Raw genomic sequence first — 22,954 nt, 5'->3', positions numbered from 1 at the left:
GACCGGCCAAAGCCCTGCCGCTTCGCGACTCATGCGAAGCGGGAGAAGTCCGGCTTGCGCCGCTGCATGAATGCCGACAGCGCCTCGATGGCCTCTGGCGAGCGCAGTCGCTGGGCGAACAGTGCCCCCTCTTCCTCTATTACCTTGCGTAGCTCCTCGCGCCCTGGCGCACGCATCAGGCGCTTGCTGTCGGCCACCGCCGACGGCGCCAGATCGAGAAAGCGCAAGGCCATCTCACGCGCCTTGACCAGGGTACTCGCTCCATCCTCCAGAGCGGCGCCCGCAATGCCCCACTCGACCGCCTGAGCACCGGTGAAAGCCTCGCCCAGCAGCAGCACCTCGGCAGCCCTCGCCTGACCGAGTAGGCGCGGGAGGATCAGGCTGGAGCCGAACTCCGGGCACAGGCCGAGGTTGACGAAGGGTGTGCGCAACTTGGCGTCGCGGCTGACATACACCAGATCGCAATGCAACAGCAGCGTCGTACCGATGCCAACGGCCGGGCCGGCCACTGCAGCCACCACCGGCTTCTCGAAGTCGAACAGTGCTCGCATGAATTGGAAGACCGGGCTCTCCTTGCCACTGAACGGCGCCTGCAGGAAATCGGCTACGTCGTTGCCACTGGTGAAGCACTCGGCGCCTCCGGTGATCAGTACGGAGCGCACCGAGCGGTCCTCGTTCGCCGCATCCAGCGCCTCGGCCAGTTGGCTATACATGGCACGGGTCAAAGCATTCATCTTGTCCGGACGGTTCAGGCGCAGGGTCAGCAGACCGCCTTCACGCTCGACCAGTACGTGTTCACTCATTTCAGCTCCATTGTCGTATAGGTGTCAGCCAAGGCCGTGCACCAGCAGGGAAAGGGTATCGGCACCGGCCTTGCGGTCCACGGAAATAGCCTGGTACTCGGGCGAACCGGCGAAGGCACGAGCCGCCGCCTCGCTGGGGAAGGCCATCAGCACGACCTTGTCGCGTTGCCACTCACCCTCCAGCACGGAAGGCTTTTCATCAGCAGCCAGCAGGCGGCCATCGAAACGCTGGAAGACGGCCATGAAAGCGGCTTGGTAGCGGTCATAGGCGGCTCGGTCGGTGAAACGCAGCTGGGCCAGGACATACACGGTCATGTCGATCTCCTGCCATCGGCAGGAGCCGGGTTAGGCGTGGGGAAGGAAGATGTCGGCCAGCACCTGGTTGCGCGGCACACCGATCAGAAACAGGCGGCGGGCGAAGGCTTCCACGCTGGCGGGTGAGCCGCAGAGTAAGGCGAGGGTTTGCCGCGAAACAAGCCGCAGTTCCGCCAAAACCGCCGCCTGCTCGGACGCCGCCACCAACTGCAACTGAACCTGCGGATGAGCCTCAGCCAGCGCGCGCAGAGGCTCGGCGAGGTAATGTCCAGTCGCGTCATGGGCCTGGTGAATAACTCGTATCGGCCCCTGGTGATGTTGGCGCAAGGCCTCGCGTAACACCCCCCACAACGGCGCCAGACCGGTCCCGGCAGCCAACAGCCAGAGCGGCCGCCCGCTCCAGTCCGGGTCGTAGTGCAGTGCTCCACCGCGCAACTCGCCAAGCCCTAGCACATCGCCAGGCTGCAGCCTGCTGGCAGCTTCGCTGAAGGCGCCGCTCTGCCGGCAATCCAAATGGAATTCCAGCCAGGGCTCTTCACCCGGCACGCTGGCTAGCGAATAGGGCCGCGCCACACCTCCGGCCGTCCATAGCACCAGATGCTGACCGGCGGCATAGCGCAATGACTTGTCCGGCAGCAGGCGCAGGCGCAGCACCGAGGGGCTCAACCAGTCGAGCGAGTGCACCCTCGCAGGAAGGCCATCGCGCGAGGGGTCGAACAACTGCACCTCAAGGTCATCGACCACCCGGCACTGGCAAGCCAGGCGCCAGCCTTGTTCACGGCGCACCGCGCTCAGTGCCTCCGGCCGATCATCCAGCGGTTCACCACGAACGCACCGCACCAGGCAAGCATGGCAACTGCCCGAGCGGCAGCTGTAGGGCACGCGTAGGCCAGCACCGTTGAGAACATCGAGCAGGTTGCTACCAAGAGGCACCGACCAGGACTGGCCAGCCGCGAGAAGCTCAGGCACCGGCACCCTCCCAGGCCGCATCGCAACGGTTGCGGCCACCACGCTTGGCCCGATACAGCGCTTGGTCGGCGCGTTGCAGGGCTTCGTCGAGGTCATCGCCCTCGCTGAGCAGGGTCATGCCAGCGGACAGGCTGAGATTGTTCACCTGCACACCCACCGGCTCGGCATTGGCGAAGGCTTCGCGCAGGCGCTCGCAGCAGCTGGTGAACTGGTCGGCATCCGTGCAGGGCAGCAACAGAACGAACTCTTCGCCGCCGTAGCGGGCCAGCACATCACCGTCACGCAGGCAGGCACGAGCCACCGCGGCAAAGGTCTGCAGTACGCGGTCGCCAGCGGCATGGCCATGCACATCATTGATTCGTTTGAAATGATCAAGGTCGATCAGGGCCAGGCCGTGCTGCCGCCCTTGGTCGAGGTTGTCCAGCTCGCGCAGAGCCAGACGCAGGAAATGGCGGCGATTGAACAGGCCGGTCAGTTCGTCGGTCGCCACCAGATCCTCCAGCTGGCGCATCATGCCGCGCAGTGTGTCCTGATGCGCCTGCAAGGCATAGCGACGCTGGCGCATGCGCTGGCGCAACGCCTGCACGTAGCTGGCGAACAGGCTGAGCCAGACCAGGCCGATGAACAACGCCGCACATTGCAACAGCGCCTGCCCCGGCTCCGCCAAGCGCATCTGATAGCCTTCCCAGAGGTTGAGCCCCGTGAAGGCGAAGAAGGCAATGGCGGCACAGCGCACGAACACCCGCGGGCGCAGCTGGAACACGCCGAACATCAGAATGATCATGTAGAACATCAACAGGCTGCCACGAGCGCTGTCGAGCTGGGCCAGCAATGACGTATGGAGGGCGAGGCCGACGATGATCTGCGCCTCGGTCAGACTAGGGTCGACGAAGGCGAGGTTGCGACCACTGCGAAACAGCAGATAGAAGACCAATTGGCTCACCGCTGCCAGCCCGGTGCTGAACAGTGCTATAGCCACGGAGCCCTTGTAGAGACCGGTCCAGAAGGCGATCCAGAGCAACACGATCACGAAGGCGTAGCTCGCCACCGCCATGCCGAAGCGCTTCAGCAAGAGGCTCTGCAGACTGCGCTTTGTCACCCCTGGACTACTCGTACTCATGGGCTCCGTCCCGTGCTGGCACCTTGCCCAACTCTACCCCCGTGAGCACGAAATTGATAGCGAACCGGCAGCCGCCTATCGACCATTGGCCAGCTCGCGCCGCTGTGCCCGCCTCGGCCGCCGCGCTATACTGCTGCGCCTTTTTTGTGGCCCGCCATCCCAGGTGGCCGTTGCAGGACGACGTGAAAAATCGTTCCAGACATTTTTTGCCGTTGCGCCGGGTCGTGGTCCGGCGCTTCCTTATAGATGTTCCCTGATAGAGGAGCGCACCATGACCGTGATCAAACAGGACGACCTGATTCAGAGCGTCGCCGACGCCCTGCAGTTCATCTCCTATTACCACCCCGTCGACTTCATCCAGGCCATGCACGAGGCATACCTGAAAGAAGAATCGCCGGCCGCGCGCGACTCCATGGCGCAGATCCTGATCAACTCGCGCATGTGTGCCACCGGCCACCGCCCGATCTGCCAGGACACCGGCATCGTCACCGTGTTCGTCAAGGTCGGCATGGATGTGCGCTGGGACGGCGCCACCATGAGCGTTGACGACATGATCAACGAGGGCGTGCGTCGCGCCTACAACCTGCCGGAAAACGTCCTGCGCGCCTCGATCCTGGCCGACCCGGCCGGCGCACGTAAGAACACCAAGGACAACACCCCGGCGGTGATCCACTACTCCATGGTGCCCGGCGACAAGCTGGAAGTGGACGTCGCGGCCAAGGGCGGCGGTTCCGAGAACAAGTCGAAGATGGCCATGCTCAACCCGTCCGACTCGATCGTCGACTGGGTGCTGAAGACCGTGCCGACCATGGGCGCCGGCTGGTGCCCCCCGGGCATGCTCGGCATCGGCATCGGCGGTACCGCCGAGAAGGCCGCGGTGATGGCCAAGGAAGTGCTGATGGAGCACATCGATATCCACGAGCTGAAGGCCCGTGGCCCGCAGAACAAGATCGAGGAAATGCGCCTCGAGCTGTTCGACAAGGTCAACCAGCTGGGCATCGGCGCCCAGGGCCTGGGCGGCCTGACCACCGTGCTCGACGTCAAGATCATGGACTACCCGACCCACGCCGCTTCGCTGCCGGTGTGCATGATCCCCAACTGCGCTGCCACCCGTCACGCCCACTTCGTGCTCGACGGCTCCGGCCCGGCCGAACTGGAAGCACCGGACCTGTCCGCCTACCCGGAAATCGTCTGGGAAGCCGGCCCGAGCGCGCGCCGCGTCAACCTCGACACCATCACCCCGGAAGAAGTACAGAGCTGGAAGCCGGGCGAGACCGTACTGCTCAACGGCAAGATGCTCACCGGCCGCGACGCCGCGCACAAGCGCATGGTCGACATGCTGAACAAGGGCGAAGAGCTGCCGGTGGACCTGAAAGGCCGCTTCATCTACTACGTCGGCCCGGTCGATCCGGTCGGTGACGAAGTGGTGGGCCCGGCTGGCCCGACCACCGCCACCCGCATGGACAAGTTCACCCGTCAGATCCTCGAAAGCACCGGCCTGTTGGGCATGATCGGTAAGTCCGAGCGTGGTCCGATCGCCATCGACGCGATCCGCGACAACAAGGCCGTGTACCTGATGGCCGTCGGCGGCGCCGCCTACCTGGTCGCCCAGGCGATCAAGAAGTCCAAGGTGCTGGCCTTCGCCGAACTGGGCATGGAAGCGATCTACGAGTTCGAAGTGAAAGACATGCCGGTTACCGTGGCAGTCGACACCAGCGGCGAGTCGGTGCACATCACCGGCCCGGCGATCTGGAACAAGAAGATCGCCGAAAGCCTGGCGGTGGAAGTGAAGTAAGCGCCCACGCGCTGTGAAGGAGCCCGGCCCAGTGCCGGGCTTTTTTATGCGCCATTGCGGTGCAACGCTGCGCCTGCCGCACGGGCCGGCGACGAAATGCAGGCCACGGCCCCAGCGGCCTCTGGCCAAATCCGTAAAAACAGGAATAATCCTTGCCTGATTTTTCACGCCCGCCACCACCCCGGCAGGCATGAAGAGCTGCGCCCTACCCGGGCGACGCCAGACATGCAGGAGATACACAATGTCTATCGATCCGGTCACCATGCTGGTGGCACGTCGCGTCCCGCGCGAGTGCTTCCACGATTTCCGCGCCTGGCTGCACGAAGGCCAGCAACTCGCCGCCGACTTCCCCGGCTACCTCGGCTCCGGTGTACTCGCCCCGCCGCCCGAGGACGACGAATTCCAGATCGTCTTCCGCTTCGCCGACGCCACCACCCTCACCACCTGGGAACACTCCGCCTCGCGCCGTGCCTGGCTGCAGCGTGGCAGCGGGCTGTTCGCCCAGCCACATGAGCGCCGCGTCAGTGGCCTCGACGCCTGGTTCGGCAACGCCCTGCGCCGCCCGCCGCGCTGGAAGCAGAGCGTGGCCATCTGGCTGGCGTTCTTCCCGGTTTCCCTGGCCTTCAACCTGCTGTTCGGCGGTTTCATGAGCGAGTGGCCGCTGGTGCTGCGCGTGCTGCTCAGCACCCTGGTGCTGACGCCGCTGATGAGCTACTGGTTCATCCCGCTCTCCACCCACCTGCTGGAGCCCTGGCTGCAAGGCCGCCGCGCGCGCCAGGTGGACGAGGTGCTGCAACCGCGCTGAGGTGCTTTCCCCCACGCCGCGCATGGTTGTAGCGCGGCGGGGCCTGGGGTTTACTTGCTCGATCCAGCCTGATCGACGAGTCCCGCAATGACTGCCCCCGCCCCCATCCTGATCACCGGTGCCGGCCAGCGCCTCGGCCTGCACTGTGCGCTGCGCCTGCTCGATGACGGCCAGCCGGTGATCTTCAGCTACCGCAGCGAGCGCGAGGGCGTGCAGCTGCTGCGCGAGCGCGGCGCCATCGCCCTGCACGCGGACTTCTCCGGCGAGGCAGGGATCATTACCTTTATCGAACAGCTGAAGAGCCACACCGACAGCCTGCGCGCCATCGTGCACAACGCCTCCGACTGGGAGACGGAAACCCCGGGCCACGAGGCCGAGGTGTTCCAGCGCATGGTCAGCGTGCACATGCTCGCGCCCTACCTGATCAACCTGCACTGCGAAGCCCTGCTGCGCCATGGTGGCGCGGCGGACATCGTCCACCTCGGCGACGACGTCTCGCGCAAGGGCAGCGCCAAGCGCCCCGCCTACTGCGCCAGCAAGGCCGGCCTGGACAGCCTGACCCAGTCCTTCGCCGCACGCTTCGCCCCGGCGATCAAGGTCAACGGCATCGCCCCGGCGCTGATCCAGTTCAATGAGGGCGACAACGCCGCATACCGTGCCAAGCGCCTGGCCGAGACGCCCCTGGGCTTCGAGCCGGGCGCCGAGGTGATCTACCAGAGCCTGCGCTACCTGCTGGACAACCCCTACGTCACCGGCACCACCCTGACCGTCAACGGCGGCCGCCACCTCGCCTAAGGGCCTCGCCATGAATCTGCCGCAACACTACCGCGAAATCCTCCTCGGCCTCGGCGAAGACCCGCAGCGCGAAGGCCTGCGCGACACCCCCGAGCGCGCCGCCAAGGCCATGCAGTACCTCTGTCACGGTTACGCCCAGTCGCTGGAGGAGATCGTCAACGGCGCGCTGTTTGCCTCTTCCAGCGACGAGATGGTGATCGTCCGCGACATCGAGCTGTACTCGCTGTGCGAGCACCACCTGCTGCCCTTCATCGGCAAGGCCCATGTCGCCTACATCCCCACCGGCAAGGTGCTGGGTCTGTCCAAGGTGGCGCGCATCGTCGACATGTACGCACGCCGCCTGCAGATCCAGGAGAGCCTGACCCGGCAGATCGCCGAGGCCATCCAGAGCGTCACCAACGCCGCCGGCGTGGCCGTGGTGATCGAGGCGCAGCACATGTGCATGATGATGCGCGGGGTGGAAAAGCAGAACTCGCAGATGCTCACCTCGGTTATGCTGGGCGCCTTCCGCGAGTCCAGCAACACTCGCCAGGAATTCCTGCAATTGATCGGACGGAGCAAGTAAATGCCGCGACTGGAACCTGGGATGGCGCGCATCCGGGTCAAGGACCTGCGCCTGCGCACCTTCATCGGCATCAAGGAGGAGGAGATCAACAACAAGCAGGACGTGTTGATCAACCTGACCATCCTCTATCCCGCCGCCGAGGCGGTGCGCGACAACGACATCGACCACGCGCTGAACTACCGCACCATCACCAAGGCGGTGATCCGCCACGTCGAGGAAAACCGCTTCGCCCTGCTCGAGCGCCTGACCCAGGAAATCCTCGACCTGGTCATGGCCAACCCGGCCGTGCGCTACGCCGAAGTGGAAGTGGACAAGCTACACGCCCTGCGCTTCGCCGAATCGGTGTCGATCACCCTCTCCGGCCACCGCTGATACGCCGGCAACCCGCGTTGCCGGCCTGCGGGCCGCCTTTTATCATCCGCCCCCTGATTTTCCGGGAGTCCGCCATGACCGAACAACAACGCCTCGAGCTGGAAGCCGCCGCCTTCCGCCGCCTGGTCGAACACCTGCGCGAGCGCACCGATGTGCAGAACATCGACCTGATGAACCTTGCCGGCTTCTGCCGTAACTGCCTGTCCAAGTGGTACAAGGCCGCCGCCGATGAGCAGGGCGTGACCATCGACATGGAGCAGGCCCGCGAAGTCGTCTACGGCATGCCCTATGCCGAGTGGAAAGCCCAATACCAGAAGGAAGCTAGCGCCGAGCAGCAGGCCGCCTTCGCCAAAGGAAACCAGCACTGATGAGCCTGCAAGACTTCCGCGCCCGCCTGCACGGCGAGCAGTTCCAGTTCGCCGAGACCCTGGCCTTCGTCGCCGAGCACTATGACTACCAGCCCAGCGCCTTCCGCAATGGCGCGGTGGAAAGCGCCGCCGGGCAGAACGAGGGCTCGTGCAAGACCCTTGGCCTGGCCCTGCTCGAAGGCCTCAGCCTGGAAGAAACCCTGCGCGCCTTCGGCGAGCACTATCGCTCCGTGCTGGCCACCCCGGCAGGCAGCGACCACGCCAACATCCGCGCCTTGCAGGACACCGGCCTGGGTGGCGTGCAGTTCGAGCAGCAACCGCTCAGGCGCAAGGATTGATCATCTGGGAGGCGCAGTATCGAGAGTGATGCTCCCGTTGCCTCCTCGATCAGACTGCACCGCCCATCCAATAAAAAAGCCCCACCAGAGTGGGGCTTTTTTATTGCGAAGCTCAGCGCGCGTTGAGCTGCTGCTGGAGGTTCTGCACCTGGGCCTGAAGGCCGTTGATGTTGCGGGTGACCTGGGCCCTGAACGCATCGAACTCGGCGGTGTTATCGCTGGGTGCGGGCCGATTCTCCAACTCGCTACGCAGGACCAGCAGATCCTGCTCCAGGCTACGCACGGCCTGGCTCGGATCACCCCGCTTCTTCAGCGCCTCGATATCGGCAGCCTGGGTCTTGAGCTGCTCCTGCAGCTTGGCGACTGCCGCCAGGCCTGATTTCTGCTCACCGGCCAGACCGTCCAGCTTGCCGACGAACTGGGCAGCAGCCTCCTGCTGGGACTTCAGATCAGCGCCCAACTGGTCGATCCGCTTGTTTTGCCCAGCAATCTGACCGGAAGCGCTCTGCTGCTGCTTGCTCAGCTCGGCCAGCTTGGTTTCCAGCTGCTTGACCCGCAGCTTGAGTGCCTCGCTGCCACTGGTGACATTGGACTCTGCGGCCACGACCTTGCCCGAGATATCCTGAATACGACCCGCCGCATCCTCGCTGATACGCGCGAAGGTCTCCTGCGTCACCACCAGCTGTGCCTGCATCTGGGCGATCTGCTGATAGCTCCACCAACTCAGGCCAGCGAGTGCGATTACCAACGCGCCGATCAATGCCCATAGCGGGCCGGTGCCAACACCGCGACGGCGCTCCGCCTGCGGGTAGCCGCGCGGGGTGCTCTGGGGTGCATGGCCATGGGCTGGAGCATGTTGGCTCCCTTGATAATCGTCACGATCACGCGGGTCGGTAGTCAGGCTGGGCACATGGTCCAGTTCGTCATGGGCGTCGTTGCGCATATAAACCTTCAGAAATACGAAAAGGCAAAACGGATGATGGCCAGTATACCCGGTTCGCTGACAGGCCTTCAGCGGGCGCCAGACCGGTGCAGCCTGCACCAGTGGCGGGCAACTGGCCGCCTATGGACCTGTGAACACCCGCACAGTTCGGCACTTCAAGGTTCTGGTACGTCCCTTGCTTTGCCTTGATCGTGGGTCTACGGGTCGAGCAACCTATACGGGGTAGCTGTCATGGAATTGAACAAAGCCGTCCTCGACTGCATGCAGTCACTGCGTCGTCGCCTGCGCGACGAGATGTCCATGGATATCCGCCTCAGCCAGCCTGATGCAGTGGAAATCATGCTGCTCGCCTGCCTGCGCTCGAATGACCAGGAAACACGCCAACTGGGCGTCCGCCTCGCTGAACTCAGCGACTTCCACGCGCCCGAGCCGAAGCCGGAGCCATCACACCCGATACGCCAGTATCGCGGTCACGAGCTGCCCGAACAGGACTCCACTCCCCTGGTTGTCGAGGAAGAACACCGCAGCCATTCGGTGCGGATGTACCGAGGTCAACGCGTCTTCGCCTGAGAAAACCAACTGGAAAATCGCCGATAGGGCAACCTCCAGCTCGGTTGATCGCCAGCTAAAGCAGGAGCTGGTTGGCTAGATGACTGGACGAGCCGGGCCGGACGGTCAATAGTCTGGTCACGCGCCTCGTTACGGAGAATCGCATGGCCGCTCGCCCCGCCTGGCTGATCTGTCTGGAATCCGACCCGCCTTCGCTGCTGCGGGCTGCATTGCTGATTGCCACCGAGCATGATCCGGGCTTACAGCCGGAGCGGGTGTTGGGCGAGTTCTCCAACCTCCGCCAACAGGTGGCATCCGGCCTGCCGAACCTGGCCGGCCCGGACCTGGCGCAACCACTGCTGCGCCGCCTCGGCGAGCTGGACTTCCATGAAGACGATGATACTCCCGTACGCCCACGAGCCGCTCTACTGCACCAAGTGCTGCAACGGCGCCGAGGCCAGCCGCTGTCGTTGGCGCTGATCGCTCTGGAGCTCGCTCAACGACTGGACATTCCACTGCAGGCAGTGAACTTCCCAGGTCATCTGCTGCTACGCGTGCCGGGGGCCGACCATCTCCTCGATCCATGCAATGGGCGTCGCCTCTACACCCGCGACTGCCGGGAACTGCTGGCGCGCATCGCCGGCCCTGGCGTCGAGCTGACTGGCAGCCATTTCCAGGTATGCGATGGCCGCTCCATGTTGCTGCGCCTGTCACGCAATCTCTGTCATCTGCACGGCGCTGCCGGGGACCACATGGCCGCCCTCAAGGATGCCGAACGCATCCTGCTGCTGGCGCCTCCGAACAGCGCTGACCACTTGCTACGAGCTGCAATCTACCGTGAGCTGGACTGCCCTCAGGCGGAGCGTTTCGATCTGGAACGCGCCCTGCTGCTAAGCGACGACGAGCGCGATCGGGTGCGCCTTAGCCAGCGGCTCGGCGAGCTGGCGCGCATGGGGCGTGCATCGGCCCTGCACTAGAGCCCGCAGCCGTTTCGCACTGGGCATGGTTACTGCGTCATATGAAATCAGATGAGGGAGGCCGGCAACGGCCGCTCCGTTGGCAAGAGGCTGCCATTGATGCATAGCGACGGGAGACTCTAACGGAAGCGACCATGGCGACCGGCACCATCGCGAAAACGCCTGGCACCGGCATCGGTTTCACCGCTCTCTACCACCGCCATGCCCCCGATAAACTCAGCCCGCAGCGCCTCATCCAGCGGCAGCTGCCACTGCCCATAAGCGCTGGCACGGTCGGCCAGCATACAGCGCTGAGGAAATGCGGCGATCTCCAGCGCCAGCACCTCGGCCATCGCGCGCGCCTCTCCAGCCGGCACGACCCGGTTGACCAGGCCCATCTGCAGCGCCTCTTCGGCACGCACCGGGCGACCCGTCAGGATCAGATCCAGCGCCCTACCCTGGCCAATGATGCGCGGAAGCCGCACGGTGCCGCCGTCGATCAGTGGCACACCGAAGCGCCGGCAGAACACACCGAGCACCGCATCATCTGCCATAACCCGCAGATCGGCCAGTAGCGCCAACTCCAAACCACCGGCTACGGCATGCCCCTCGATGGCAACAATCAACGGTTTGGAGAGCTGCATGCGGCTAGGCCCCATGGGCGCATCACCCTCGATATCGAGAAGGTTGGCCCGCTCGCCGCCCTCCGCCACAGCCCCCAGATCGGCACCGGCGCAGAAGGCACCACCGCTGCCGGTGAGCACTGCCACCTGCGCCGCATCGTCCGCCTCGAACGCCCGTAGCGCCTCGGCGAGAGCTTTGGCGGTGGGCCGATCGACGGCATTACGCACCTCAGGGCGATCGAGGATCACCGTAGTGACCGGTCCAGCGCGTTCCACACGCACGCTCATGAGCACTCTCCTGACGGAAAAGAAAAAGGCCGGCATCACTGCCGGCCCTCAACTTAACGCCAGGTGTCAGGGATTGCAGCCCGCTGGCCGAATTCCCCGCGTCGCTGGCGGATCAGCCCGCGTGCTTCTGCAGATTGGCCATCATCTCGCGCAAGGCGGTGACGTTATCGTCCGGGTGCGCCGCACCTTCGAAATCACCGATCTGTTTCCAGCTCTCGGCTACGTCTTCCGGGCTGAAGCCGGTTCTTGGATCGAAGCCGGCGCCCAGGCTGCGCTCCCAGCGTACCTTGCCAACCCAGCCGCCGCCGACCTCGTAGAGACCACCGGTGTCCTTGCACTGATCGCTGCCGAGGTAAACCACCAGCGGGCTGACCAGTTCCGGTTTGAGTTGGTCGAACACCTGTGGCGGGATCAGGCCTTCGGTCATGCGGGTGCCGCCGGTGGGGGCAATAGCGTTGACCAGCACATTGTTCTTACGACCCTCGATAGCCAGGGTGCGGGTCAGGCCGTACAGACCGAGCTTGGCCATTCCGTAGTTGGACTGGCCGAAGTTGCCGTAGATACCAGAGGTGGAGGCAGTGAAGATGACCCGGCCGTACTGCTGCTCACGCAGATGCTCCCAGGCGGCACGAGTGACCTTGTAGGCGCCCTCGACGTGGACCTTGTAGACCAGATCCCAGTCGGCGTCTTCCATCTTGTGGAACGACTTGTCGCGCAGAATGCCGGCGTTGTTCACCACCACGTCGATACGGCCGAAGCTGTCCAGCGCGCACTGCACGATCTTACCGCCGTCGGTCACCGAGTCATGGTTTGCCACCGCTTCGCCGCCGAAAGCCTTGATCTCGGCGACCACCTTGTCTGCTGCCGAGGCGTTGGCGCCCTCGCCGTGGGTGCTCCCACCCAGATCGTTAACCACCACCTTGGCGCCGTGTTTGGCGAACAGCAGCGCGTGGGCACGACCCAGGCCACCGCCGGCACCGGTGACTATCACCACTTGATCTTGAAAACGGATGGCGTCGCTCATGAGGGCTCCTCAGCAGTCTGCAAAACCCCGAGTTTCAGGCAGATGCCGCACGCCCCACAAGGCGAGCGGCCTGCCTGAATGACGACCGATAATGCGATCTTATGCGCACTTACGGAGCAGCACCCGCGCCACTGCCACTGCCACTGCCACTGCCACTGCCACTGCCACTGCCACTGGTGGAGGATCCGCTGCTGCTACTGCCGCTACCACTGGTCCCGCCGTTACCCGTGGTGCCAGGAGCAGGCGACCCGCCGTTGCCAGTACCGTCATTGGTACCCATGCCGCTGTCATTCCCGATACCACTGCCATCGTCGACGCCGTCATCGGTAGGCGCCCCTGGCGTATAGGTCCCGGTATCGCTGTCGTTACCATTGGGTGAATTATCAGCGGGCACTTCCGGCGGGGTAGGAGAAGTCGGACCTGGCACGGTAGGGCCGGTGGAATCGGTTTCAGCCAGGGCGGGTACCGAAAGCCCAGCCAGCAGGGCCCCGAGCACCAATGCAGAAAGGGAATTCTTGTTCATGTGGTCACCTCGATAATGAAAGCCTTACGAAGCAACCGAGTAAGCATCGACAACAGAGGTTCTAACAAACGGATCAGCGGCAATCTTGTAGCCTTATGGCGCCAATACCAGCGAAACGGCGGCTAAATCCGACTTTAGTATTCAAGCGAAAACTGCAAATCCTATGTGATCAGGCATCCCAGACATCCAGACTAACCGATACCGATGTGGCGAGCCCTCAATCCATCGTAGAGCTCTCGCACCACCAACACTCCATCGGCGTCATCGCGATGAGTCCAATGGGCATTGCCCCCAGAGACCGGCCAGCGCCTCGCCGCGAAGCCGGGGGGCATTTGAACGCCGCGCCTCAGGCCGGGCGGATCAAGCTCAGGTGGTTGTACAGATGCATTACATGGGCCTGCGCGTAGGCTTCGTGGTCGAGAGCGCCATACGCAAAATGCGGCTTGAGCTCGCCCTGATGGCCGGCGAAACGCTCGAATGCCAGTTGCAGGCGCTGCAGCGCCAGCTCCTGGTTGGCCGGCTCGGCCAGCGGGGCAGCCCCAGGGATGGCTTCGGTCAGCGGATGACGCATGGCGCCACGGGCGCTGAACACAGCGAAGGCGACCGGACCGACGCTATGACGAAACCAAGCCGGCTTCAGCTCCGGGTAGCCATCCAGCGAATACTCGATGCTCTGCGCGCAGTGATTGAAGACCTCGGTCGGGGTCCAGCCCTGGATACTGGTCAGGGCCTGGCCCTTCAAGCCAGCCAGAACCTGGCGCGCACCATCCAGGCTCAACGCCGCCGGAGCGGCTCCAGTGGGCAGAACCCAGAAACCGGCGCCCAGCGCCACAACACCGCCAACGGCGGCACCTTTCAACAGAGTGCGTCTTTGCATGCAATGGCCTCCAGGCGCTCACGGAACTCCAGGTAATGGGCTAGCACCTCTGCGGGTGCCTCGGTCTGCGGATAGTGGCCTATGGCTTCCAGTAAAACCGTGTCCGGGTTGGCGATCAGCTCTCGATAACGAGCCACCATGTGCGCGCCGGAAATCGGATCGAGCGCGCCGTCGATCACCCGCATGGGTAGCAGAGTCTCCTGCATCGCCAGCACCCAGCGCTCACGGTTGACTCGGCGATCCAGGATGTAGCGAATCAGCCGGTGCATGACCGCCGGCCCGTCGTTGTGCTGGATCAGCGCCCAGAAGGCATCCAGATCACGCTCGCTGGGCGGCGTCTGCGGACCAAACACCTTGTCCAGATTGGCCTTTAGCTTGGTCCGTGAGAACAACCTGCCGAGCAGAGGCCCCAGCGGGCTGAGCAGCAGCTTCTGGGTCAGTACGGGGCGATGTGTTTCGGGGAACAGGCCACCATTGAGGAAGACGCAGCTGGCCAGCGGCAGGCGATTGTCCTGGTGCCTGGCTATCAACTCCTGCGCCACACTGTCGCCGTAGTCGTGGGCCAGCAGGTGCAACGGCTCATCGATGCCCAGATGCGCCAGCAGTGCCTGCTGCAGATCAGCCTGCTCCAACAGGTTGTAGACATGCTTGCGCGGCTTGGCCGAATAGCCAAAGCCGAGCATGTCGCAGGCGATCACCCGGTACTTCGCCGCCAACGGCCGCCACAAGTAATGCCAGTCCCAGCTGGCCGTAGGGAAGCCGTGGATCAGCAGCAGCGGCTCACCCTCACCCGCCACCCAGTAGCGAATGGCCTGGCCGTTGAAGCTGAAGCCACGCCCCTGCGCTCGCCAATCATCCAGTTCGATACCCGGCAGCGCCGTCACTGGGCGTAGCCTGGCATCTGCGCATCGAGCTTGCGCAGCAATGCCGGCCAAGGCAGAGCGCCACCCATGCCCTGCGGGCTCTTCATCACACCGGCGATCATCGCCCGGGCGCCGTCGAGGATCTGTTGCGGGATATGGATCAGCTCGGCACCACCACTCTGCGCCATCACCTGAATCTCACAGGCGCGCTGCAGGGTGAACATGCCGAGGAAGGCGTCGGCGATGCTGCCGAAGGCGGTGAGCAGGCCATGGTTGGGCAGGATCATGAAGTTCTTGTCACCGAGATCCGCCTGCAGGCGGGACTTCTCGTCATGATTCAGGGCTACACCCTCGTAGCCGTGGTAGGCCAAGCTGGCCAGCACGAACAGCGACTGCTGCGACAGCGGCAACAGGCCGCCCTTCTGCGCCGACACGGCAATGCCCGCCGGAGTGTGGATGTGCAGCACGCAACCAGCATCGTGGCGCACCTCGTGCACGGCGCTGTGGATGGTGTAGCCAGCCGGGTTGATATCGAACGGGCTGTCCATCAGCTTCTTGCCGGCCAGATCGACCTTCACCAGGCTCGAAGCGGTGATCTCATGGAACATCAGTCCGTAAGGATTGATCAGGAAGTCCTCGGTGCCCGGCACCTTGGCAGAGATATGGGTGAAGATCAGGTCATCCCAGCCATACAGCGCAATGAGGCGATAGCAAGCGGCCAGGTCGACACGGGTCTGCCACTCGGCGGCGGAGACCTGATTCTTCACATCGGGGAGTTTGAATGGAGCGTTCACGGCGATCACCTCGGCATTTGTTGTTGTGCCGAGGAGTCTAGCGAGCGACGCGCAGGTCACCAGTCGCCTTGCAAGCCAGCGCAGTGGCCCTGCGGGTCACAGCAGAACGAGTAGCAGCGGCGCGATGAATAGATTGAGCAGCCCCATCAGCACCATCACCAGGCCGGCAACGGTGCCCTCTTCCCGCCCAACCTCTTGCGCACGGGCCACGCCCGCACCGTGGGCGCCGACGCCGAACAGCGCACCGCGAGCCAGCGCCGTGCGCAGTGGCAGCCATTTCAGCAGCAGACCACCAACCAGCGCACCGAAGGTGCCGGTCAGCATGACGAAGATCGCGGCCAGCTCCGGTACGCCTCCCAGGCTCTGTGCCACGGGCATGGCAAAGGGAGTGGTGATCGAGCGCGGCACCAGCGAGCGACTGATTTCGCCATCCAGCGCCAGGGCGTTGGCAAGCTCCCAGGAACTGGCAATCGCCACGCTGCTGCCAACCAGCATGCCGAGCAGTAACGCCGGCCAGTGTCGCACCAGCAACGCGCGCTGCTGCCAGATGGGCACGGCAAAGGCCACCGTCGCCGGCCCCAGCAGCGCCATGAGCAGATGGGTATTGCTGGAGTACTCGGCGTAATCGGTATGCAACGGCACGGCCACAGCCAGGAGCACTGCCGGCACCAGCAGCAGCGGCGACAGCAGATAGCGGCCGCTACGCCGGTAGAGCCAGCGGCTGGTCAGGTAGGCGACCAGCGTCAGGATCAGCCAGAACATTGGCATAGGCTCAAGATTCACGCCGCAAACTCCAACGACACACCAGTTCCACGGTCAGTGCCGTGACCAGCATCACCAGCAGCGTACTGCTGCCAATCACCAGCATGATCCGCCAACCCTCGCGACGCAGCAGCGCCCCATAGTCGAGCAGGCTCATCAGGGCCGGAATGAAGAACAGCAACATCTCCGCCATCAACAGACCGGCACCCAGCTGCAATGCGGCAGGCTCCACCCGGCCGCTGGCGAAAGCTGTCAGCAGCAAGCCGAGGCCGATGACACCACCGGGAATGGACCATCCCAGCCAGGCTGCCAATTGGCAGCCGAACAGGTACAGCCCGAGCAGTACCGCCAGCTCGACACCCAGACGGAAGAAATGACGAATGCGCGCGCGATACACGACGAAGACCCTCTTGCACTGGCAAGCAGATTAAGCGGCGACCTATCATCCCAAAAGCGAATTATTAGAATAAAAGGCATTCCAAAATGGAATTCAAACAGTTACGCGCCTTCGCCGAGGTCGTGCGCCAAGGCGGCTTCACCCAGGCCGCCGGCGTGCTGCATGCCAGCCAGTCTGCGGTTAGCAAACAGGTCGCACAGTTGGAGCAGCGCCTCGGCGTGCAACTGCTCGAACGCAACGGCCCGCATCTACGCCTGACCGATGCCGGCCGCGTGGTGCAGCGCCGCGCGGAAGATATGCTGCGTCTGCGCCAGGAGCTGCTCAGTGAACTGGACGATCTCAGCCAGCTGGCCCGCGGCGAACTGCGACTGGGCCTCCCTTTGCTCGGTAGCGACGCACTGTTCGCCGGCCTGTTCGCCGAGTACCGCCGACGCTACCCGAATATCCAGGTCCATCTACAGGAGGGTGGCAGCAAGCTGATGGAACAATTAGTGCTGAGTGGAGACCTCGAACTGGGCTCCGGCCTGCAGCCGGACGACCCAGCCTTCGACAGCCGGCCATTCTGCAACGAGCCGCTGGATGTCCTGTTGCCGACAACCCACCCACTGGCCAGTGCCGACAGCCTGGCCCTGGCTCAGCTGGCCGACACCCCGTTCCTGCTCTACCAGCAGAGTTTCACCCTTAACGACCGCCTGCTACGCGCCTGCCAGGAACTCGGCTTCACCCCGGTCGAAGGTGGCCGCAGCGGGCAGGCCGACTTCCTTGCCGCCCTGGTGGCGGCCGGCCAAGGGGTGGTGCTGCTGCCTAGAGTGGTGGCCAGGGAGCTGGAGCGGCCTGGGGTGGTTCGCCGGGCGCTGCGCGAGCCCGACCTGCGTTGGGATATCGCGTTCATCTGGCGGCGCGGCGCATATCTGTCACGCGCCGCACAGGCCTGGCTGGATCTGATGGAGGAACACCTCGTCCGCCTCGACGAGCCGATAGCCAGTTAGGCCGGAATGTTGCTCTCCGCTGCGCCCGCCCCATCATGGCTTGTCGATGGACTCGGCAGGGTGGCGCTGCTGACTGCGGCGCTCGCTTTCCAGCGTCGGCAGCGGCTTGTCCTTCGGCAAGGCTTGCGGAGGAGACATCGGGGTACGAGGCGCTGCCGGGTTGACCAGCAGTGGCGGGCGATCACGTGACCCCGAGGGTGCATTACGAATCTCCGGCCGCTCGTAGGGCTGCGGTGTAGAAGTGCCGGGAAGCCCAGGCGGCTGAGCCCAGGCGAACGAGCAGGGAATAATCAGCAGAAGTAACGGGCGCAGGCACATGTGCAGGACTCCAGTAGCAGGTCTCCTGAGAGTCAGACAGCGCCGAGCCCGCAGGATGCATACCGGTTATCGACCACCGCAGGAAAGAGCCCCACAAGAGACGCCGCTTTGAACCTTACGCCCAGCAGCGCCAGGCTTCCCTGACGCATTCACGGCTACTTGAGAGTTCAGGCGTGCAGATGCTCAGCCGCGTAGAGCGTATTCTCCAGCAGACAAGCCCGGGTCATGGGGCCGACACCTCCCGGAACGGGGGTGATCCATCCAGCCCGCTCGGCCGCCGCCTCGAACTCGACGTCACCCACCAGTTTGCCATCGGCCTGACGATTGATGCCGACATCAATGACGATCGCTCCCGACTTGACCCACTCACCCTTGACTAGGCCAGGCTTTCCCGCCGCCACTACGACGATATCCGCCTGGGCCACATGTCCCGGAAGATCTCGAGTGAAACGGTGGGTCACGGTCACGGTACAGCCCGCGAGGAGCAGTTCCAGCGCCATTGGGCGTCCGACGATGTTGGAGGCACCCACCACGACCGCGTGCTGCCCGTGCAAATCGACACCGGTGCTTTCCAGCAAGGTCATGATGCCCTTGGGCGTACACGGGCGCAGCAGCGGCATACGCTGCGACAAGCGACCCACGTTGAACGGGTGGAAGCCGTCGACGTCTTTGTCCGGGCTGATGCGTTCGAGCAATTGCGAAGCATCCAGGTGAGCAGGCAACGGTAACTGCACCAGAATGCCATCGATGGCGCTGTCTCGATTGAGCTGATCAATCAGGCCAAGCAGCTCGCCCTGAGTGGTCGAGGCAGGCAGATCGTGAGCCACCGAAACGAAACCGACTTCTTCGCAATCCTTGCGCTTGTGCGAAACATACACTTGGGACGCGGGATCACTACCCACCAGAATCACGGCAAGCCCGGGCGCCCGCTGTCCCTGTTGGCGTCGTTCGGTGACGCGTTTGGCGATATCCTGGCGGAGGCTGGCAGCAATGGACTTGCCGTCGATCAGTTTTGCGGTCATGACGCTCGCTTAACCATGAGAAAGGTGGAGAAAATGGCGCCTATTCTCTCATGTGCGACCGGCAGGGCAAAGGCACATGCTCGGAGCTTTTCCGTAACCCCTTTATCCAGCAGGATTTTTTTCATTACATGGTTGACGTTGAGGGGACGGCTATATAACATGCGCCCCGCTTGTCGAGCACAGCCAACGCTGGGTAAGAACGCAACAGCCAGAAATGGCTGGAGCTGTAGCTTCAGAGTCTGCTTGCAGATGATTAAGCGCCCGTAGCTCAGCTGGATAGAGCATCCGCCTTCTAAGCGGATGGTCGCAGGTTCGAGTCCTGCCGGGTGCGCCATTGGCGAATCAGGCACAAGCACTGCAATATGGTGGGCGTAGCTCAGTTGGTAGAGCACAGGATTGTGGCTCCTGGTGTCGTGGGTTCGATTCCCATCGTCCACCCCATATTCCAGAGAACGCCAGGCCAATAGCCTGGCGTTTTCATTTCAAGCAATACCACGCGGACGTGGTGAAATTGGTAGACACACCAGATTTAGGTTCTGGCGCCGCAAGGTGTGAGAGTTCGAGTCTCTCCGTCCGCACCATACAATCGCCCTAAGCAGGCATGGCGTATTCACGCCCCACGCTTCTCCAGAAGCGTTCACATCCAGCCCCCTCCCCCAGAAGCACTGCACTCGCACCATGCGATGACGGCAGATTGTCTGCCCGGACAATAGACCCGGGCGTTTCACGAAATAGACCTCTTAGGCGACGACTAGCGCCCCCCTCCGAGCACACCCTTCTCATCGGAGATGAGAATTTCTACCCTGCGGTTCTGCGCACGCCCCTTGGCCGAAGCGTTCTCCGCAAGAGGATGAGCCTCACCATAGCCCTTGACCTCGACTCGCCCGGTGTCGATACCCAGATCCGCCAACAGATCCGCTACCGCCTGCGCGCGAGCGCGAGAGAGCTCCAGGTTCTCGGCAGCCACACCGCTGTTGTCGGTATAACCCTCGATACGAATGGTGCGCCGCGGATTGATCTGGAGAAATTGCACCAGCTTGAGAATGGTTCGATTGGCGGAAGCCTTGAGCTCAGTTCGTCCAGCATCAAACAGCACATCGCCAAGCGTCATGACCAGACCGCGATCCGTCTCGCTGGCGGCCAGATTGACGACCTGCTCCTCCAGCCATTGCCCCTGCTGCTGAGCACCGAGCAACTTTGCCTCGCGCAGTGCCAGCTGCAGGCGCTCCCGTTCGAGCTCTAGCCTCGCAAGTCGCTCCTGACTGAGATTGAGATCAGCGTGCTGGCGAGCGATCTGACTATAGCGCTGACTGAGAAACGCATAGTGTTCGACGTCCTCACCGCTCCCCCAGTAGGTCGCCAGACGCTCGGCGCGCGCCAACGATTCGCTCGCACGAATCACATCCTTGGGCGCACTGCGCAGCACATCCGGATCTTCCTTCACTTTCTGAAAACTGGCTTCAGCCTCGTGCAGAACCAGCTCACTGGACTGGCTCGCGCACCCGGAGAGCAAGGCCAGGGACAGCAGAATGCAACCTTGAGCGACCTTCGGAATCACGGCAGCTCTCCCAACTGCTTGCGCAGACGCGCGAGACGGGCATTCAGCTCATCAAGCTGCTTCTGGCTCTTCTGGTTAAGCACTCTGGCCTCGGCAAGGCGAGCATCCAGCTCCGCCTGCTCGGCAAAGACGCGCGCCCGCTTGTAATCTTCTTCACCCATATTCTTCTCGGCGCGTGCCAGCTTGCGCTCGGCCTCACGCATCTCCTCTATCTGCTGATCCGCACCGACTGCACGCGCCTGCTCGACGGCCTGGATAGTCAGACGAATCTGCTCGTTCGGAGCCGGGTCATTGGCACAACCAGCCAGCGCCGACAACGCCAGGACAAGGATGAAACGTTGATTCACTGGGACTCTTCCTGCTTTTGCGAGGGAATATCAGCGGCCTGCAATTGCTGGGCTTTCCAGCGTTCAAGATTGCGCTGCAGAAGGGCTTCCGGCAGACCCGCAGCGGTCAATTCTGTCATCTTTTTGGCCAACTGTCCGCGCAGCCACGGGTCGTTGCAGGCGGAGTCATGCGAGAGTGTTAAATACAGCCCTTCACTGGAAACCGGCGGCTCGAGGGTTTCCAGATTTTCCATCATGCCCTGGGTAGTAGCCAAAGCCACACCTGGATAGCGCTCATTGATCACGTAATCGGTACGCCCGAGCAACAGCTTCTGGAACGCCTGGATGAGACTGGGCACCTCCTCCAAACTCAGATTGGATTTGGCGAAGCTGTCGAACTGCTGACCGAAGCTGTTATGAACCAGAATACCGCCAGTGCGGCCGCGCAAATCCTCCCAGCCGGCATAGGGGAAACCCTGCCCCTTGCGGATCCAGACCACGCTCGGAGTATTGAAGAAAGCTGGATGCACGTAATCCATGTGATCGAGGCGCGCCAACGTAAGGAATGCCCCCGCCAGCAGATCAACCCGTCCAGTACGCACTTCGTCCTGAGCCCTGGACCATGGGCCGGTGTAGATGATTTCGATCTTTACACCCAACTGCTCCCCGATCAGCGCAAGAAGGTCCGCATTGGCGCCAATCAGATGCTGCGGGCTCAACGGGTCGCGCCACAGGTAGGGCGGGTACTCAGGATTACCGGTTGCGATCAACCGCTCGCACTTGCCAGCCTTGGCCGCCAACGCCACGCTCGGAGCCAACACCATAACCAGCAGGCAACAGATGAATTTCAATGAATGCATCATTCGCATTGGAAGTACCGCCGACATTCGTGGCAGACAGACCGCCAGCCTTAACCTCTTCATGGTAGCGTAGACGCAGCGGCTAATAATAATTTGCGATAAGGATTCGCCATGAAAAAACTCGCCCTGGGTGTAATTCTCTTACTGGCAGGCGCAGCGGGAGCCTTATATCTGTCCCCCAGCCTGCTAATAGCTGGCGTACAGTTCACCGAGCGCCAGCTTGCCGGTCTTGCCGCGCAGCAAGTTACCGTCGATGGAATGACCGTACACTACTACGAAGGTGGCCCCAGGGATGGTGAAACCCTGGTAATGATTCACGGATTTGGAGCAAACCGTGACAATTGGCTCCGTTTCGCTCGGCACTTCACGGAGCGCTACCACGTCATCGCCTTGGACCTTCCCGGTTTCGGGGAAAGTAGCAAGCCGAATGCCAGCTACGATGTCGCCAGTCAGATGGAGCGCGTACATGCCTTCACCAAGGCGCTCAAGCTCGGAAAGCTCCACCTCATCGGCAACTCCATGGGCGGACACATCGCCGCCCTCTACGCCGCCCGCCATCCGGACCAGGTGCTTAGTGCTGCCCTGTTGGACAATGCCGGCGTGACCTCACCACGCAAGAGCGAAATGTTCGAAATGATCGAGCGCGGCCAACCCAACCCACTGGTGGTGCGCAACGCCGACGATTTTGGCACCCTGATGGACTTCGTCTTCGTCAGCCCACCCCCTCTCCCGGATTCACTCAAACGCCACTTCGCCGAGCAGTCCATGGCCAACCAGGCGCACTACGACATGATTTTCACCCAACTGCGTGAGCGCTATGTGCCGCTAGAGCCAGAGCTACCCATGATTCAGGCACCCACTCTGGTGCTATGGGGAGATCAGGACCGGGTACTGGATGTCTCCAGTATCGAGGTGATGAAACCCCTACTGAAGAAGCCGACCGTCGTGGTGATGGAGAACTGCGGACACGCGCCGATGATCGAGCGCCCCGAGGAAACGGCGCAGCACTATCAGGCCTTCCTCGACAGCTTTTAGAA

29 protein-coding genes and 3 tRNA genes are annotated in these 22,954 nt (G+C 63.1%); 14 read left to right on the top strand and 18 right to left on the bottom strand.

Going from position 1 to position 22,954, the window contains the following annotated elements; genetic code table 11:
• Nucleotides 1-29 precede the first annotated feature (29 nt).
• Genes IB234_RS09160 through IB234_RS09145 form a run of 4 tightly spaced genes read right to left on the bottom strand, consistent with a single transcriptional unit; the run spans nucleotide 30 to nucleotide 3,207 of the window.
• Entirely contained in the window at nucleotides 30-803 is a 774-nt protein-coding gene (locus IB234_RS09160) for an enoyl-CoA hydratase (RefSeq protein WP_192316717.1), read from the bottom strand.
• A gap of 24 nt (nucleotides 804-827) precedes the next feature.
• Nucleotides 828-1,118 (bottom strand): DUF1330 domain-containing protein, encoded by a 291-nt coding sequence (locus IB234_RS09155; protein ID WP_192316714.1) that lies wholly within the window; start codon nucleotides 1,116-1,118, stop codon nucleotides 828-830.
• Nucleotides 1,119-1,148: 30 nt separating this feature from the next.
• Nucleotides 1,149-2,087 carry an iron-sulfur-binding ferredoxin reductase gene (locus IB234_RS09150; RefSeq protein ID WP_192316712.1) on the bottom strand — a complete coding sequence of 313 codons (939 nt, stop codon included), beginning with the start codon at nucleotides 2,085-2,087 and terminating at the stop codon, nucleotides 1,149-1,151.
• Entirely contained in the window at nucleotides 2,080-3,207 is a 1,128-nt protein-coding gene (locus IB234_RS09145; protein WP_192316710.1) for a sensor domain-containing diguanylate cyclase, read from the bottom strand. The genes IB234_RS09150 and IB234_RS09145 overlap by 8 nt, the downstream gene beginning before the upstream one ends.
• A gap of 271 nt (nucleotides 3,208-3,478) precedes the next feature.
• Between IB234_RS09145 and IB234_RS09140 the strand changes: the two genes are divergently transcribed.
• The 7 genes from IB234_RS09140 (at nucleotide 3,479) to IB234_RS09110 (ending at nucleotide 8,245) form a co-directional block, all read left to right on the top strand.
• Entirely contained in the window at nucleotides 3,479-5,002 is a 1,524-nt protein-coding gene (locus IB234_RS09140; RefSeq protein ID WP_043311420.1) for a fumarate hydratase, read from the top strand.
• A gap of 241 nt (nucleotides 5,003-5,243) precedes the next feature.
• Nucleotides 5,244-5,807 carry an antibiotic biosynthesis monooxygenase gene (locus IB234_RS09135; RefSeq protein WP_192316708.1) on the top strand — a complete coding sequence of 188 codons (564 nt, stop codon included), beginning with the start codon at nucleotides 5,244-5,246 and terminating at the stop codon, nucleotides 5,805-5,807.
• Between the two features lie 87 nt (nucleotides 5,808-5,894).
• The gene (gene folM, locus IB234_RS09130) at nucleotides 5,895-6,602 is read left to right on the top strand and encodes a dihydromonapterin reductase (RefSeq protein WP_192316706.1); all 708 of its coding nucleotides are present in this window, start codon (nucleotides 5,895-5,897) and stop codon (nucleotides 6,600-6,602) included.
• 10 nt (nucleotides 6,603-6,612) lie between these two features.
• Complete coding sequence (folE, locus tag IB234_RS09125; protein ID WP_192316704.1) at nucleotides 6,613-7,167, top strand: GTP cyclohydrolase I FolE; 555 nt, start codon at nucleotides 6,613-6,615, stop codon at nucleotides 7,165-7,167.
• Nucleotides 7,168-7,539: a dihydroneopterin triphosphate 2'-epimerase gene (gene folX, locus IB234_RS09120; protein ID WP_043311415.1), complete on the top strand. Its 372-nt coding sequence runs from the start codon at nucleotides 7,168-7,170 to the stop codon at nucleotides 7,537-7,539.
• Nucleotides 7,540-7,613: 74 nt separating this feature from the next.
• The gene (locus tag IB234_RS09115; RefSeq protein ID WP_192316702.1) at nucleotides 7,614-7,907 is read left to right on the top strand and encodes a DUF1244 domain-containing protein; all 294 of its coding nucleotides are present in this window, start codon (nucleotides 7,614-7,616) and stop codon (nucleotides 7,905-7,907) included.
• Nucleotides 7,907-8,245, top strand: coding sequence for a HopJ type III effector protein (locus tag IB234_RS09110; protein WP_225580457.1), 339 nt, complete (start codon nucleotides 7,907-7,909; stop codon nucleotides 8,243-8,245). Before IB234_RS09115 ends, IB234_RS09110 begins: the two co-directional genes overlap by 1 nt.
• Nucleotides 8,246-8,357: 112 nt before the next feature.
• Here the strand turns inward: IB234_RS09110 and IB234_RS09105 are convergent, their stop codons facing one another.
• On the bottom strand, nucleotides 8,358-9,188 hold the full coding sequence (locus IB234_RS09105; RefSeq protein ID WP_192316699.1) for an ATPase: 831 nt from the start codon (nucleotides 9,186-9,188) through the stop codon (nucleotides 8,358-8,360).
• A gap of 231 nt (nucleotides 9,189-9,419) precedes the next feature.
• On the opposite strand from IB234_RS09105, the gene IB234_RS09100 reads away from it, so the two are divergent.
• Together IB234_RS09100 and IB234_RS09095 are read left to right on the top strand one after the other, a co-directional pair.
• Nucleotides 9,420-9,758, top strand: coding sequence for a hypothetical protein (locus tag IB234_RS09100; protein WP_192316697.1), 339 nt, complete (start codon nucleotides 9,420-9,422; stop codon nucleotides 9,756-9,758).
• A gap of 143 nt (nucleotides 9,759-9,901) precedes the next feature.
• On the top strand, nucleotides 9,902-10,714 hold the full coding sequence (locus IB234_RS09095; RefSeq protein WP_192316695.1) for a SirB1 family protein: 813 nt from the start codon (nucleotides 9,902-9,904) through the stop codon (nucleotides 10,712-10,714).
• A gap of 119 nt (nucleotides 10,715-10,833) precedes the next feature.
• Here the strand turns inward: IB234_RS09095 and IB234_RS09090 are convergent, their stop codons facing one another.
• The 8 genes from IB234_RS09090 to IB234_RS09055 form a co-directional block, all read right to left on the bottom strand.
• Nucleotides 10,834-11,604 (bottom strand): crotonase/enoyl-CoA hydratase family protein, encoded by a 771-nt coding sequence (locus IB234_RS09090; RefSeq protein ID WP_192316693.1) that lies wholly within the window; start codon nucleotides 11,602-11,604, stop codon nucleotides 10,834-10,836.
• 112 nt (nucleotides 11,605-11,716) lie between these two features.
• Entirely contained in the window at nucleotides 11,717-12,628 is a 912-nt protein-coding gene (locus IB234_RS09085) for an SDR family oxidoreductase (protein WP_192316691.1), read from the bottom strand.
• A 109-nt stretch (nucleotides 12,629-12,737) separates the two neighbouring features.
• On the bottom strand, nucleotides 12,738-13,151 hold the full coding sequence (locus tag IB234_RS09080) for a hypothetical protein (protein WP_192316689.1): 414 nt from the start codon (nucleotides 13,149-13,151) through the stop codon (nucleotides 12,738-12,740).
• A 346-nt stretch (nucleotides 13,152-13,497) separates the two neighbouring features.
• On the bottom strand, nucleotides 13,498-14,028 hold the full coding sequence (locus IB234_RS09075) for a DUF1569 domain-containing protein (RefSeq protein WP_192316687.1): 531 nt from the start codon (nucleotides 14,026-14,028) through the stop codon (nucleotides 13,498-13,500).
• Complete coding sequence (locus IB234_RS09070; protein ID WP_192316685.1) at nucleotides 14,007-14,912, bottom strand: alpha/beta fold hydrolase; 906 nt, start codon at nucleotides 14,910-14,912, stop codon at nucleotides 14,007-14,009. Before IB234_RS09070 ends, IB234_RS09075 begins: the two co-directional genes overlap by 22 nt.
• Entirely contained in the window at nucleotides 14,909-15,685 is a 777-nt protein-coding gene (locus IB234_RS09065) for a class II aldolase/adducin family protein (RefSeq protein WP_192316683.1), read from the bottom strand. The genes IB234_RS09070 and IB234_RS09065 overlap by 4 nt, the downstream gene beginning before the upstream one ends.
• 96 nt (nucleotides 15,686-15,781) lie before the next feature.
• Entirely contained in the window at nucleotides 15,782-16,468 is a 687-nt protein-coding gene (locus IB234_RS09060; protein ID WP_192316680.1) for an LrgB family protein, read from the bottom strand.
• Nucleotides 16,458-16,829, bottom strand: coding sequence for a CidA/LrgA family protein (locus IB234_RS09055; RefSeq protein ID WP_412547914.1), 372 nt, complete (start codon nucleotides 16,827-16,829; stop codon nucleotides 16,458-16,460). The genes IB234_RS09060 and IB234_RS09055 overlap by 11 nt, the downstream gene beginning before the upstream one ends.
• 101 nt (nucleotides 16,830-16,930) lie before the next feature.
• Here IB234_RS09055 and IB234_RS09050 point away from each other — a divergent pair, with 101 nt between their 5' ends.
• A complete protein-coding gene (locus IB234_RS09050; protein ID WP_192316676.1) occupies nucleotides 16,931-17,833 on the top strand; it encodes a LysR family transcriptional regulator in 903 nt (300 codons plus the stop codon).
• Nucleotides 17,834-17,866: 33 nt separating this feature from the next.
• Here IB234_RS09050 and IB234_RS09045 read toward each other — a convergent pair whose 3' ends face one another.
• Nucleotides 17,867-18,151 (bottom strand): hypothetical protein, encoded by a 285-nt coding sequence (locus IB234_RS09045; RefSeq protein ID WP_192316674.1) that lies wholly within the window; start codon nucleotides 18,149-18,151, stop codon nucleotides 17,867-17,869.
• 167 nt (nucleotides 18,152-18,318) lie between these two features.
• Entirely contained in the window at nucleotides 18,319-19,173 is an 855-nt protein-coding gene (gene folD / locus IB234_RS09040; RefSeq protein WP_192316672.1) for a bifunctional methylenetetrahydrofolate dehydrogenase/methenyltetrahydrofolate cyclohydrolase FolD, read from the bottom strand.
• Nucleotides 19,174-19,430: 257 nt separating this feature from the next.
• On the opposite strand from folD, the gene IB234_RS09035 reads away from it, so the two are divergent.
• The 3 genes from IB234_RS09035 (at nucleotide 19,431) to IB234_RS09025 (ending at nucleotide 19,754) form a co-directional block, all read left to right on the top strand.
• Nucleotides 19,431-19,507, top strand: a tRNA-Arg gene (locus IB234_RS09035).
• Nucleotides 19,508-19,538: 31 nt separating this feature from the next.
• Nucleotides 19,539-19,614, top strand: a tRNA-His gene (locus IB234_RS09030).
• Nucleotides 19,615-19,669: 55 nt separating this feature from the next.
• Nucleotides 19,670-19,754: transfer RNA gene (locus IB234_RS09025), tRNA-Leu, on the top strand.
• A gap of 170 nt (nucleotides 19,755-19,924) precedes the next feature.
• On the opposite strand, the gene IB234_RS09020 is transcribed toward IB234_RS09025, so the two are convergent.
• Genes IB234_RS09020 through IB234_RS09010 form a run of 3 tightly spaced genes read right to left on the bottom strand, consistent with a single transcriptional unit; the run spans nucleotide 19,925 to nucleotide 21,926 of the window.
• Nucleotides 19,925-20,731, bottom strand: coding sequence for an OmpA family protein (locus IB234_RS09020; protein WP_192316670.1), 807 nt, complete (start codon nucleotides 20,729-20,731; stop codon nucleotides 19,925-19,927).
• Nucleotides 20,728-21,078, bottom strand: coding sequence for a DUF4398 domain-containing protein (locus IB234_RS09015; RefSeq protein WP_192316668.1), 351 nt, complete (start codon nucleotides 21,076-21,078; stop codon nucleotides 20,728-20,730). Before IB234_RS09015 ends, IB234_RS09020 begins: the two co-directional genes overlap by 4 nt.
• On the bottom strand, nucleotides 21,075-21,926 hold the full coding sequence (locus IB234_RS09010) for a substrate-binding periplasmic protein (RefSeq protein WP_412547907.1): 852 nt from the start codon (nucleotides 21,924-21,926) through the stop codon (nucleotides 21,075-21,077). Before IB234_RS09010 ends, IB234_RS09015 begins: the two co-directional genes overlap by 4 nt.
• Nucleotides 21,927-22,028: 102 nt before the next feature.
• Between IB234_RS09010 and IB234_RS09005 the strand changes: the two genes are divergently transcribed.
• A complete protein-coding gene (locus tag IB234_RS09005; protein ID WP_192316666.1) occupies nucleotides 22,029-22,952 on the top strand; it encodes an alpha/beta fold hydrolase in 924 nt (307 codons plus the stop codon).
• The last annotated feature ends 2 nt before the right edge of the window (nucleotides 22,953-22,954 follow it).

Source organism: Pseudomonas sp. PDM16, assembly GCF_014851865.1.
Classification (GTDB): Bacteria; Pseudomonadota; Gammaproteobacteria; order Pseudomonadales; family Pseudomonadaceae; genus Aquipseudomonas.
The sequence above is the reverse complement of the archived record's forward strand: the minus strand, read 5'-3'. Positions and strand labels throughout refer to the sequence as shown.

Excerpts from the sequence above, each read along its gene's own strand:
- IB234_RS09140 (WP_043311420.1), top strand. The coding sequence starts at position 3,479 with ATGACCGTGATCAAACAGGACGACCTGATTCAGAGCGTCGCCGACGCC.
- IB234_RS09080 (WP_192316689.1), bottom strand. The coding sequence starts at position 13,151 with ATGAACAAGAATTCCCTTTCTGCATTGGTGCTCGGGGCCCTGCTGGCT.
- IB234_RS09145 (WP_192316710.1), bottom strand. The coding sequence starts at position 3,207 with ATGAGTACGAGTAGTCCAGGGGTGACAAAGCGCAGTCTGCAGAGCCTC.
- folM (WP_192316706.1), top strand. The coding sequence starts at position 5,895 with ATGACTGCCCCCGCCCCCATCCTGATCACCGGTGCCGGCCAGCGCCTC.
- IB234_RS09075 (WP_192316687.1), bottom strand. The coding sequence starts at position 14,028 with ATGCAAAGACGCACTCTGTTGAAAGGTGCCGCCGTTGGCGGTGTTGTG.
- IB234_RS09105 (WP_192316699.1), bottom strand. The coding sequence starts at position 9,188 with ATGCGCAACGACGCCCATGACGAACTGGACCATGTGCCCAGCCTGACT.
- IB234_RS09045 (WP_192316674.1), bottom strand. The coding sequence starts at position 18,151 with ATGTGCCTGCGCCCGTTACTTCTGCTGATTATTCCCTGCTCGTTCGCC.
- IB234_RS09095 (WP_192316695.1), top strand. The coding sequence starts at position 9,902 with ATGGCCGCTCGCCCCGCCTGGCTGATCTGTCTGGAATCCGACCCGCCT.
- IB234_RS09050 (WP_192316676.1), top strand. The coding sequence starts at position 16,931 with ATGGAATTCAAACAGTTACGCGCCTTCGCCGAGGTCGTGCGCCAAGGC.
- IB234_RS09110 (WP_225580457.1), top strand. The coding sequence starts at position 7,907 with ATGAGCCTGCAAGACTTCCGCGCCCGCCTGCACGGCGAGCAGTTCCAG.
- IB234_RS09135 (WP_192316708.1), top strand. The coding sequence starts at position 5,244 with ATGTCTATCGATCCGGTCACCATGCTGGTGGCACGTCGCGTCCCGCGC.
- folX (WP_043311415.1), top strand. The coding sequence starts at position 7,168 with ATGCCGCGACTGGAACCTGGGATGGCGCGCATCCGGGTCAAGGACCTG.
- folD (WP_192316672.1), bottom strand. The coding sequence starts at position 19,173 with ATGACCGCAAAACTGATCGACGGCAAGTCCATTGCTGCCAGCCTCCGC.
- IB234_RS09155 (WP_192316714.1), bottom strand. The coding sequence starts at position 1,118 with ATGACCGTGTATGTCCTGGCCCAGCTGCGTTTCACCGACCGAGCCGCC.
- IB234_RS09010 (WP_412547907.1), bottom strand. The coding sequence starts at position 21,926 with ATGCGAATGATGCATTCATTGAAATTCATCTGTTGCCTGCTGGTTATG.
- IB234_RS09160 (WP_192316717.1), bottom strand. The coding sequence starts at position 803 with ATGAGTGAACACGTACTGGTCGAGCGTGAAGGCGGTCTGCTGACCCTG.
- IB234_RS09100 (WP_192316697.1), top strand. The coding sequence starts at position 9,420 with ATGGAATTGAACAAAGCCGTCCTCGACTGCATGCAGTCACTGCGTCGT.
- IB234_RS09005 (WP_192316666.1), top strand. The coding sequence starts at position 22,029 with ATGAAAAAACTCGCCCTGGGTGTAATTCTCTTACTGGCAGGCGCAGCG.
- IB234_RS09085 (WP_192316691.1), bottom strand. The coding sequence starts at position 12,628 with ATGAGCGACGCCATCCGTTTTCAAGATCAAGTGGTGATAGTCACCGGT.
- IB234_RS09115 (WP_192316702.1), top strand. The coding sequence starts at position 7,614 with ATGACCGAACAACAACGCCTCGAGCTGGAAGCCGCCGCCTTCCGCCGC.
- folE (WP_192316704.1), top strand. The coding sequence starts at position 6,613 with ATGAATCTGCCGCAACACTACCGCGAAATCCTCCTCGGCCTCGGCGAA.
- IB234_RS09090 (WP_192316693.1), bottom strand. The coding sequence starts at position 11,604 with ATGAGCGTGCGTGTGGAACGCGCTGGACCGGTCACTACGGTGATCCTC.